10 protein-coding genes are annotated in these 9,255 nt (G+C 71.4%); 1 reads left to right on the top strand and 9 read right to left on the bottom strand.

Going from position 1 to position 9,255, the window contains the following annotated elements; genetic code table 11:
- Window positions 1-424: 424 nt before the first annotated feature.
- The 5 genes from AMY39116_RS0341350 to AMY39116_RS0341330 all read right to left on the bottom strand — a co-directional run bounded on the left by AMY39116_RS0341350 (window position 425) and on the right by AMY39116_RS0341330 (window position 4,130).
- Window positions 425-1,063, bottom strand: coding sequence for an AMP-binding protein (locus AMY39116_RS0341350; protein WP_193354416.1), 639 nt, complete (start codon window positions 1,061-1,063; stop codon window positions 425-427).
- A 108-nt stretch (window positions 1,064-1,171) separates the two neighbouring features.
- Window positions 1,172-1,507 (bottom strand): hypothetical protein, encoded by a 336-nt coding sequence (locus AMY39116_RS0341345; RefSeq protein ID WP_020423463.1) that lies wholly within the window; start codon window positions 1,505-1,507, stop codon window positions 1,172-1,174.
- Window positions 1,507-1,866 (bottom strand): DUF1707 domain-containing protein, encoded by a 360-nt coding sequence (locus AMY39116_RS0341340; protein WP_020423462.1) that lies wholly within the window; start codon window positions 1,864-1,866, stop codon window positions 1,507-1,509. Before AMY39116_RS0341340 ends, AMY39116_RS0341345 begins: the two co-directional genes overlap by 1 nt.
- Window positions 1,863-2,321, bottom strand: coding sequence for a DUF1707 domain-containing protein (locus AMY39116_RS0341335; RefSeq protein ID WP_020423461.1), 459 nt, complete (start codon window positions 2,319-2,321; stop codon window positions 1,863-1,865). Before AMY39116_RS0341335 ends, AMY39116_RS0341340 begins: the two co-directional genes overlap by 4 nt.
- A gap of 9 nt (window positions 2,322-2,330) precedes the next feature.
- Window positions 2,331-4,130 (bottom strand): acetyl/propionyl/methylcrotonyl-CoA carboxylase subunit alpha, encoded by a 1,800-nt coding sequence (locus AMY39116_RS0341330; protein WP_020423460.1) that lies wholly within the window; start codon window positions 4,128-4,130, stop codon window positions 2,331-2,333.
- 179 nt (window positions 4,131-4,309) lie between these two features.
- On the opposite strand from AMY39116_RS0341330, the gene AMY39116_RS0341325 reads away from it, so the two are divergent.
- The gene (locus AMY39116_RS0341325; protein ID WP_020423459.1) at window positions 4,310-4,933 is read left to right on the top strand and encodes a hypothetical protein; all 624 of its coding nucleotides are present in this window, start codon (window positions 4,310-4,312) and stop codon (window positions 4,931-4,933) included.
- Here AMY39116_RS0341325 and AMY39116_RS0341320 read toward each other — a convergent pair.
- The 4 genes from AMY39116_RS0341320 to AMY39116_RS0341305 all read right to left on the bottom strand — a co-directional run bounded on the left by AMY39116_RS0341320 (window position 4,930) and on the right by AMY39116_RS0341305 (window position 9,030).
- A complete protein-coding gene (locus AMY39116_RS0341320) occupies window positions 4,930-6,249 on the bottom strand; it encodes a dicarboxylate/amino acid:cation symporter (RefSeq protein WP_020423458.1) in 1,320 nt (439 codons plus the stop codon). The two genes, AMY39116_RS0341325 and AMY39116_RS0341320, sit on opposite strands and share 4 nt — an antisense overlap.
- A 100-nt stretch (window positions 6,250-6,349) precedes the next feature.
- On the bottom strand, window positions 6,350-6,976 hold the full coding sequence (locus AMY39116_RS0341315; RefSeq protein WP_020423457.1) for a nucleoside triphosphate pyrophosphatase: 627 nt from the start codon (window positions 6,974-6,976) through the stop codon (window positions 6,350-6,352).
- 16 nt (window positions 6,977-6,992) lie between these two features.
- Complete coding sequence (locus tag AMY39116_RS0341310) at window positions 6,993-8,432, bottom strand: MFS transporter (protein WP_020423456.1); 1,440 nt, start codon at window positions 8,430-8,432, stop codon at window positions 6,993-6,995.
- A complete protein-coding gene (locus AMY39116_RS0341305; protein ID WP_020423455.1) occupies window positions 8,416-9,030 on the bottom strand; it encodes a PadR family transcriptional regulator in 615 nt (204 codons plus the stop codon). The genes AMY39116_RS0341310 and AMY39116_RS0341305 overlap by 17 nt, the downstream gene beginning before the upstream one ends.
- Window positions 9,031-9,255 lie beyond the last annotated feature (225 nt).

The following is a 9,255-nucleotide window of genomic DNA, read 5'->3' as shown; positions in this document are numbered from 1 at the left end:
TGACGGGCGCGGCCCGAGGGTTGGTGGGTGGGCTGTGGTTCGCGGCCGTGCCGCGACCGGCCGAGCTCGGTGCGGCTGGGCCGGCGGCGAAGCCGCGCTGACGAGCGCGGCCCAGGATTGGTGGGCGAGCGCTGTGGTTTGCGGCCGTGCCGCGACGGGAGCCGGGGCCTGCTGGTGGGAGTTCGTGGGCGCGCCGCTGGCGCGGCGTGTGCGTGCGGTCAGCTCGGGTGGGCGCGCTGGCGGCTGCGGCGCGCGGTCTCGCTGCGATCGGGGCTTGCCGGCCCCTTAACGGCAGGCCGCGAGTGCGCCGGGAGCGGTGGTAGCTCGCGTGGCGCGGCCTCGAGCGGGGCCGCGACCTGCCGCGAGCGGGGCTGACCCGCCGCGTGCAGCAGGCGCGGCGCACTGCGGCCGTGAGCGAGGTCTGTCAGGCTTCGCCGGCGAGGTTGGCCGCCGCGAAGCTTCCGGTGCCTGTGGTGCGCTCGTGCAGGACCACCGTGTCGCCGGCGAGCAGGGCCTTGCACGTCAGCCGGTTGCCGATCGGGTGCGACAGGGGCGCTATCAACAGCACCCGCTGCGGGCCCTCGGCGTTCGGTTGCGTCGTGCGGGCCATCTCCTCGTACACGTCCCGGTAGCAGACCAGGTTCGTGCCGTCGCCGGAGAACATCGTCTCGATCGAGCGCGGCAACGCGGTCTCCTCGTCCCGCCGCGGGGCGCGCGCGACCCGCGAAGTCACCAGCGGGCCTTCCGGATCCGTGGTCAGCACGTGGTCGACCTCGAGCAGCTCCAGCAAATCGGAACGGCCCTCGTCGATGTGCACCACCCGAGCACCGAGCAACTGGGAGGCGAACTGCAGGAGAATTGTTTCCGGCGCGTTTCCTCCGGTAATTGCGACCAGTTGCCCGGGGACGATCCCCTCGGATTTCAAAGTCGCATGCAGCCGCCGTAATGTGTCGAAGGTCTCCCGATACGTCATCGACCGGCCACGATGGGCGAAAGCGATCTGGTCGCCGCCATCTAACAGCACGTCGAGGATGCGGGTCAGAAAGACGCTGGACTCGCCCACGTTCCCCCCGTTCAGCGCTGAATCGGAATCTGAATCCAGATCACCACAACCCGCGACGGCGCGCGAGGAATTGTGTCAGCGAGCACAAGAGGACTGGGCCACATCCGGCTACGGACGCCGGACCGCCAGCCCGAGCGCGCCCGCCGCGAACCGGGCGACCGCGGCGACGGCGTCCCGCTCGGCCACCTCGTCGTCCGGAGAGGTCCAGACCTCGATGGTCCCGTCGGTGCCGAGCACGACCTCGCCCAGCATCGCACCGGTCCGCGGCTCCGCGATCACCCACGCGTAGCTCTCGTCCCGCGCCCACTCACGCGCCCGCCGCGCCACGTACTGGCTCGGCGCGGTCACCCCGGCCGCCGTCAGCGCCGGGCGGTCGTCCAGCTGGTCGTCGGATCGCAGCTGCCGCAGGTAGTACCGGCCGGCGTTGATCTCCACCGGATCCATCAGCGCCGCCAGCCCAGCACGACCGCCATCACCACCGGCACCAGCAGCACCACCCACATGCCGCGGGTCAGCACGAACACCGCCACCGCGGCGATCACCAGCAGCGGGAGCAGCCCGAGTCCGACCTTCCGCGCGGGCGGCCGGGCGGGCGCGGGCCGGTCGAGCACCCGCGGCCGAGGCGCGGGCAGGTCGGCGAACAACGGCGCGAGGTCCGACCGGGTCCGGGCCGCCGCGACCTGCGCCGAGCGCCGCCCGAACTCGTCGATGTCCAGCCTGCCGGTGCGGACGTGCTCGGACAAGGCGTCCATGGCCTCCGTGCGCTCGGCGTCGGACAGCCGCAGGTCCGGTTCGTCGCTCACCGGCGCCGGTCCCGCCTGCCGTGGGCGCCGTGCCGGTGCTTCTCCCAGTCCGAACCCCAGAAATTACTCGCGGCCGCGGTGAACACGAACGGCATGGCGACCCACCACCAGGTTGAGGTGGCGAAGGCCAGCACGATCGCCGCCACCCACAGGAACGGCACCGCGGCGGCCGCCACGCGCTGCGGCAACGGGCGGTCCGACCACTGCCGCGGCGGCCGGTCCGGCTTCTTCTCGACCGCCTTCGCCGGCTGCTCGAACACCGGGTGCGGCTCGGGGAGGTCGGCGAACAGCTCGGCGAGGTCCCGCCGCGTGCGGGCGGCGGTGACCTTCGCCGAACGGTCGCCGTACTCGTCGAGGTCCAGGCGCCCGGCGCTCAGGTGCTCGCCGAGAGCCTTCAGCGCGGACTCCCGGTCGTTGTCGCCGATGCGCAGATCGGGCGAGGGAACCTCGGTCACACCGTCAGGTTAGTCCTTGATTTCGAGCAGGGAAGCGCCTTGCGTGACAGCGGCGCCGACCTCGACGGAAAGTCCGGTCACGGTGCCCGACTTGTGCGCGGTGACCGGGTTCTCCATCTTCATCGCCTCGAGCACCACGAGCAGCTCGCCGGCCTCGACCTGCTGGCCGTCCTCGACCGCGACCTTGACGATGGTGCCCTGCATCGGCGCGGCCACGGTGTCGCCGCTCGCCGCGGCCTTCGTGCCACCGCCCCGCTTGCGCGGCTTGGCCTTCGCGCCACCGCCGCCCTTGCCGCCGCCGCTCGCCAGCGCGAGGTCGCCGGGCAGCGACACCTCCAGCCGACGACCGCCGACCTCGACGACCACCGTCTGACGTGGCTCGGCGTCCTCGTCGGCCTCCGCGGCCGCGGTGAACGGCTCGATCTGGTTGTCGAACTCCGTCTCGATCCAGCGGGTGTGCACGGAGAAGCCGTCCTCATCGCCGACGAACGCCGGGTCGCGCACGATGACGCGGTGGAACGGCAGGACCGTCGCCATGCCCTCGACGACCATCTCGTCCAGCGCGCGGCGGCTGCGCTCCAGCGCGTTCTGCCGGTCGGTGCCGGTGACGATGACCTTGGCCAGCATCGAGTCGAACTGGCCGCCGATGACGCTGCCGGTGACCACGCCGGAGTCGACGCGGACGCCGGGGCCCTCCGGGAAGACCAGCTTGGTGACGGTGCCCGGCGCGGGCAGGAAGTTGCGCCCGGCGTCCTCACCGTTGATGCGGAACTCGATGGAGTGGCCGCGCGGCTCGGGGTCCTCGGTGAACCGCAGCTTCTCGCCCTGGGCGATGCGGAACATCTCGCGCACCAGGTCGACGCCGGCGGTCTCCTCGGTCACCGGGTGCTCGACCTGCAGGCGGGTGTTGACCTCCAGGAACGAGATCGTCCCGTCCAGGCCCACCAGGTACTCGACCGTGCCGGCGCCGGAGTAGCCGGCCTCCTTGCAGATCGCCTTCGCCGACTCGTGGATCGTGCGGCGCTGCTCGTCGGTCAGGAACGGCGCGGGCGCCTCCTCGACCAGCTTCTGGTGGCGGCGCTGCAGCGAGCAGTCACGGGTGCCGACGACCACGACGTTGCCGTGCAGGTCGGCCAGGACCTGGGCCTCGACGTGGCGCGGCTTGTCGAGGTAGCGCTCGACGAAGCACTCGCCCCGGCCGAACGCGGCGACCGCCTCGCGGGTGGCCGACTCGAACAGCTCGGGGATCTCCTCCTTGGTGCGGGCGACCTTCAGGCCGCGGCCGCCACCACCGAAGGCCGCCTTGATCGCGACGGGCAGGCCGTGCTCGTCGGCGAAGGCGATGATCTCCTCGGCGTTCGACACCGGGTCTTTGGTGCCCGGGACCAGCGGGGCACCGGCCTTGAGCGCGATGTGCCGCGCGGTGACCTTGTCGCCGAGGTCGCGGATCGCCTGCGGGCTCGGCCCGATCCAGGTCAGGCCCGCGTCGATGACCGCCTGCGCGAAGTCGGCGTTCTCGGAGAGGAAGCCGTAGCCGGGGTGGACGGAGTCGGCGCCGGAGCGCTTGGCCACGTCGATGAGCTTGTCGATGACGAGGTAGCTCTCCGCGGCCGTGGTGCCGCCGAGGGCGAACGCCTCGTCGGCGAGCTGGACGTGCGGCGCGTCCCGGTCGGGCTCGGCGTACACCGCGACACTCGCGAGCCCGGCGTCCTTGGCCGCTCTGATGACGCGGACCGCGATTTCACCCCGGTTGGCGACGAGGATCTTCGTCACCGGTCCGCCCTGGGTCGCGCTGGCCTGCTCGGGCACGCCCTTACCTCCATCTGGTCCTTCACGCAATCCCCCCGGAGCGTCGCGCGGCGCTTCCGCGGGCCTTTCCCGGAGTTTACGGCGGAGTAGTCGTGCTGCGGTGAGACCCGGCTCACGCTTACCCTGAAGGGGAAAGGGGTGGGCACGTGGGCAGGGGACGCGCGCCTCGTTCGGTTGTCGTGACCGCGGTCGTGGCGGCCGTCGTGGCGTTGTCTGCGCTGGTCACCGTGCGGTTGCTGCGCGAGGACGGGACGAGCGCGCAGGCGCCGGCCGACGGCGGCGGGACCAACGCGGTGACGGCGGGCGCGGACTGCGGCGAGGGGCCCTGCCAGGTGGTGGCGCGGGCGACCGTGGACGGCAAACCGGTCGAGCTGCTCGCCGATTCCCAAGGCGGCAACGGGCGATTTCAGGCGGGCGCGAACACGATCGAGGTGACGGTGACCGCGCTGGGCGGGCGCCTGGACGCGAACTCGTTGTCCTGCGTGAGCGGCACGGTGTCGGCCTGCCTCGTGCACGCGCGGCAGGAGGGGGCTGCGATCGCGCAGCTGCTCGTCGACCGCGCCGGCACCTGGCGCTCGGTCGACAAGCCCTACTACTCCAGCGGCGGGGTCGTGCGGCTGGACGACGTCACCGGCGACACCGCGCCCGAGGTGGTGGTCGTGCAGACGTCGCCGGTGCTGGCGCGGGTGTTCGCGCTCGACGGCAGCGCGCTGGGCTGCACCCGGCGCTACACCTCGGTCAGCCAGCTGCGTGGCTGGCCCGAGGTGCAGCTCAACCCGGGCGACCTGCGCGCCTGCAGCTAGGCCCGCGCGGGCTGCGGCGCGTCGAGCAGCGGCGCCGCGGTGGGGGAGTTCAGGACCTCGTCGTCGAGGAGGCCCTCCGTGCGCGCGATCCACGTCGGGATCGCGATCTGGCCCGCCACGTTCGTCGCCGTGCGCATCATGTCCAGGATCGGGTCGATGCCGTAGATCACGGCGATCCCGGTGGCGATCACCTCGGGCGGCAGGTTCAGCGTGCTCAGCGTCAGCGTGAGCATCGTGAACCAGCCGGTCACCCCGGCCGTGGCGATCGCGCCGAACACCGCGACCACGACGATCAGCAGGTAGTCGCCGAAGGACAGCGAGATGCCGAACAGGTTCGCGATGAAGATCGTGGCCACCGCGGGGTAAACCGCGGCGCAACCGTCCATTTTGGTCGTCGTGCCGAGCGGGACCGCGAAGCTCGCGTAGCCCGGGTCGACGCCGAGGTTCACCGCGGTCTGGCGGCTCAGCGGCAGCGTCGCGCCGGACGAGCGGGACACGAACGCGAACTGCAGCGCCGTCCACGCCTTGCGGAAGAACACCGCCGGGCTCACCTTGCCGACGAAGCGCAGCAGCAGCGGGTACACGCCGAACAGCACCAGCAGCGTGCCCGCGTAGACGGCGACGATCAGCGACAGCAGCGGCCGCACGAACTGGTCGCCGTAGGTGGCGAACGCGTTGCCGATCAGGCCGAGCACACCCAGCGGCGCGAGCCGGATGATCCAGCCCAGCACCTTCTGCACGATGTCGAACACCGCGCGGTTGAAGTTCACGAACGGCTCGGCGCGGTCGCCCAGCGCGTACGCGGCGAGGCCGACGGCCAGCGACACGAGCACGACCTGCAGGATCTCGCCGTCGGCGAAGGCCTCGAACAGGTTGCTCGGCACCAGGTTGTTGATCAGGTCCAGCCACGAGCCCTGGTCGCGCGAGGCGAGCTTCTCCACGGTCGACGGCTGGGGCTGCAGCGAGACGCCGCTGCCCGGGTTCACGATCTTGCCGATGACGATGCCGATGAGCACCGCGATCAGCGAGGTCGTCGCGAACCACAGCACGGTCTTGCCGCCGAGGCGGGCCGCGGTGCGCGCGCCGCCGAGGCCGCGCAGGCTCACGATGCCGAGCACGATGGCGGTGAAGACCAGCGGCAGGACGGTGACCTGCAGCAGGTTCGTGAAGATCGACCCGATCGTGTCGAGGGTCGTGACGAGCCAGTCCTGGCCGGTCTGCTTCGCGAGGATGCCCAGCAGGGCGCCCACGACGAGGGCGACGACCACGATCAGGCCGAAGACCTTGGGTTTGGTGTAGGTCCGTAACAGGGACACGGGTTCGCTCCGGGGCGTGAAAGTCACTGGTTGTGCCGCGTGTGGTCAACACGCGGCGTCACCGGACTCTTCCCCATGACCCCTTCGTGTGGGGCAGTTCTCAGGATGTGGGAGACCAGAGGTCGGTCACGCTGATCCCGATCTCCGCGAGCAGCTGCCGGGTCAGCGGCAGGCTGATCCCGATCACGCTGGACGGGTCGCCGTCGATGCCCTCGACGAACCACCCGCCGAGCCCGTCGAGCGTGAACGCGCCCGCGACCCGCAGCGGCTCGCCGGTGCCGACGTAGGCGTCGATCTCGGCCTCGGTCGGCGACGAGAACCGCACTCGCGTGGTCTGGGTGCCGACGGCCTGGCCGGCCTTCTCGCCGCCCTTGACCAGCAGCACCGCGTGGCCGGTGAGCAGGTCGCCGCTGCCGCCCGCCATCTGCGCCCACCGCTTGCGCGCGGTCTCCGCGTCGCCCGGCTTGCCGAGCATCTCGCCGTTGAACGAGAGCATCGAGTCGCAGCCGACGACCACCGCGTCCGCGTGCGTGCGGGCGACCTCGGCCAGCACGGCCTCGGCCTTGGCGAGCGCGAGGGCGGTGACGAGCTCCTCGCGGGACGGGTCGGTCAGGGCCGCGGCCACGGCGTCCTCGTCGACGCCGGAGACCACGACACTCGGTTCGATGCCCGCGGCGCGCAGGACCGCCAGGCGCGCGGGGGACTGTGAGGCGAGAACGAAGTGCACGTCGGGAGGGTATCCGTCAGGCACGCGCGGCGGCTGGGGCGGGCGCGGGCCGCGGCGCCGGGCGGCGCATGGCGGCCGCCGCGATGATTCCCAGCAGCAGCACGGCCACCGGCAGCAGCATCGTCTCGCGCGCCGCGTCCGTCAGCGCCTGCGCCTGGTTCCCGCCGCTGCTCGCCATGCCCGCGCTGATCCGGGCCTGCAGCAGCACGCCACACGCCGCGCTGCCGAGCACGCCGCCGACCTGGCGGGCCGTGTTGAAGATGCCCGACGCGGTGCCGGCCAGCCGCGGCTCGACCGAGCTCATCGTCACGTTGCTCATCGGCGCGAACACCGAGCCGGTGCCCACTCCGCACAGCAGCAGGCCGGGGAAGGTGACCCACCAGGTGCTCGTCTCCCGCGCCATCAACGCGATGAGCCCGAGGCCGGCGGCGAGCGCGACGATCCCGAAGATCACCAGGTACTTCGGGTTCGTCCGGTCCGACAGGCGGCCGATGAACGGCGCGATGATCCCGGACAGCAGCGACATCGGCGCGGTGACCAGCCCGGCCTCGGTGGGCGACAGCAGCAGCACGTCCTGCACGTAGATCACCAGCGGCAGGAACATCGCGGTCATGGTGAAGCCGATCGTGACCGAGGTCAGCGTGCCCGCGGAGAAGTTGCGGTTGGCGAACACCCGCAGCGGCAGCAGCGGCTCGCGGCGGTTGTAGCGCTGCCACACCACGAACCCGGCGAGCAGCAGCACTCCGGCGGCGATCACCTCGACCACGTTGACCGGGCCGGCGACCGTGCCCCAGTCGTAGTGCTGCCCGTTCTGCAGCCCGAAGACCAGCAGCGACAGCCCGGCGACCGACAGCAGGATGCCGGGCAGGTCGAACGAGTGGGAGTTGCGTGGCTGCCAGTCCGGCACCATCAGCGCCGCGAGCACCAGGCCGGCCACGCCCACCGGCACGTTGACGAAGAAGATCCACTCCCAGCCCAGCTGGTCGACCAGCACACCGCCGAGCAGCGGCCCGGCGATGGTGGCCAGGCCGGCGACCCCGCCCCACATGCCCATCGCCGGGCCGCGCTTGGCAGGCGGGAACAGGTGCGTGATGAACGCCAGGGTCTGCGGCGTCATCAGCGCCGCGCCCAGCCCCTGCACCGCGCGCGCCGCGATCAGCGTCTCGGCGGTGCCGGACAGGCCGCACCACAGCGACGCGAGCGTGAACACCGCAAGCCCGGCCAGGTACACGCGCTTCGGCCCGAAGCGGTCGCCGAGCCTGCTGGTGAACAGCATCGGCACCGCGTAGGTGAGCAGGTAGACGCTCATCACCCAGACGATGGCGTTGAGGTCGGTGTTCAAGCCCTTCACCATCGACGGAACCGCGATGGACACGATCGTGGTGTCCAGCAGGATCATGAAGAACCCGACGCACAGCGCGATCAGCGCCGCCCACGGGTTAGCTCGCTCGGTCATCGGATCTGTCCTCAGTGGATTCGGTGGGGACGAGGGAGAGTGCGGGGTCCTGGGTGTCGTAGTCGATCCACTGCAGGCGCCCGGACCTGATGTCGTGGACCAGTTCCCGGGTCCACTCGAGTTCGAACCGCACCTGCGCGGCGGTGTAGCGCCAGTCCACCCAGTAGATGGGCGGCACCTCGGCGGTCAGCTTGCGGGTGACGACCTCTTGCGCGGCGGCTTTCGCTTCGAGCTGCAGGAGGCGCTTTTCCAGCTGCTCCAGCGAGTCCTCGCGCCCGAGGTCGTCCATCACCCCGAGACCGCTGACGTACTCGGGGTACTCGGTGGCGATGGTGCTGAGCATCGTCCTGGCGCGGTCGATGAACGCGTCGCGGCCCTGTTCGGTGAGGGCGTAGACGGTCCGTTCCGGCCGTCGGCCCTCGCGCTGGGTCTCGAAGACCTCGATGTGCCCGACGGCCAGCAGGCGGTCGACCGTGTGGTAGAGCGAGCCGGTCTTGACCGCGACGCGGTGCTCCAGGTGCCGGTCGCGCATCAGCTGGGTCATCTCGTACGGGTGCATCGGCCGCTCGTTCAGCAGCTCCAGGACGGCCAGTGCCATGGGTGTGAGTTTGGGTGCGGCCATAATCGCTCCAGTCCGTTTATTCCGCGTGGACTATACGGCGCTGACTATTGGGCTGGCAAGGAGGGGGCGAGTGGCGGGGTGGTGTGGCGGGTCGCCTGGTGGGGTGGCGTGGCGGGTCGCCTGGTGGGGTGGCGTGGCGGGTCGCCTGGTGGGGTGGCGTGGCGGGTCGCCTGGCGGGGTGGCGTGGCGAGTCGGCTGGCG

The sequence above is a fragment of the Amycolatopsis sp. ATCC 39116 genome (assembly GCF_000231075.2).
Classification (GTDB): domain Bacteria; phylum Actinomycetota; class Actinomycetes; order Mycobacteriales; family Pseudonocardiaceae; genus Amycolatopsis_E; species Amycolatopsis_E tucumanensis.
This window is presented reverse-complemented; position numbering and strand designations above follow the sequence as displayed.

Excerpts from the sequence above, each read along its gene's own strand:
- AMY39116_RS0341310 (WP_020423456.1), bottom strand. The coding sequence starts at position 8,432 with ATGACCGAGCGAGCTAACCCGTGGGCGGCGCTGATCGCGCTGTGCGTC.
- AMY39116_RS0341345 (WP_020423463.1), bottom strand. The coding sequence starts at position 1,507 with ATGGATCCGGTGGAGATCAACGCCGGCCGGTACTACCTGCGGCAGCTG.
- AMY39116_RS0341305 (WP_020423455.1), bottom strand. The coding sequence starts at position 9,030 with ATGGCACTGGCCGTCCTGGAGCTGCTGAACGAGCGGCCGATGCACCCG.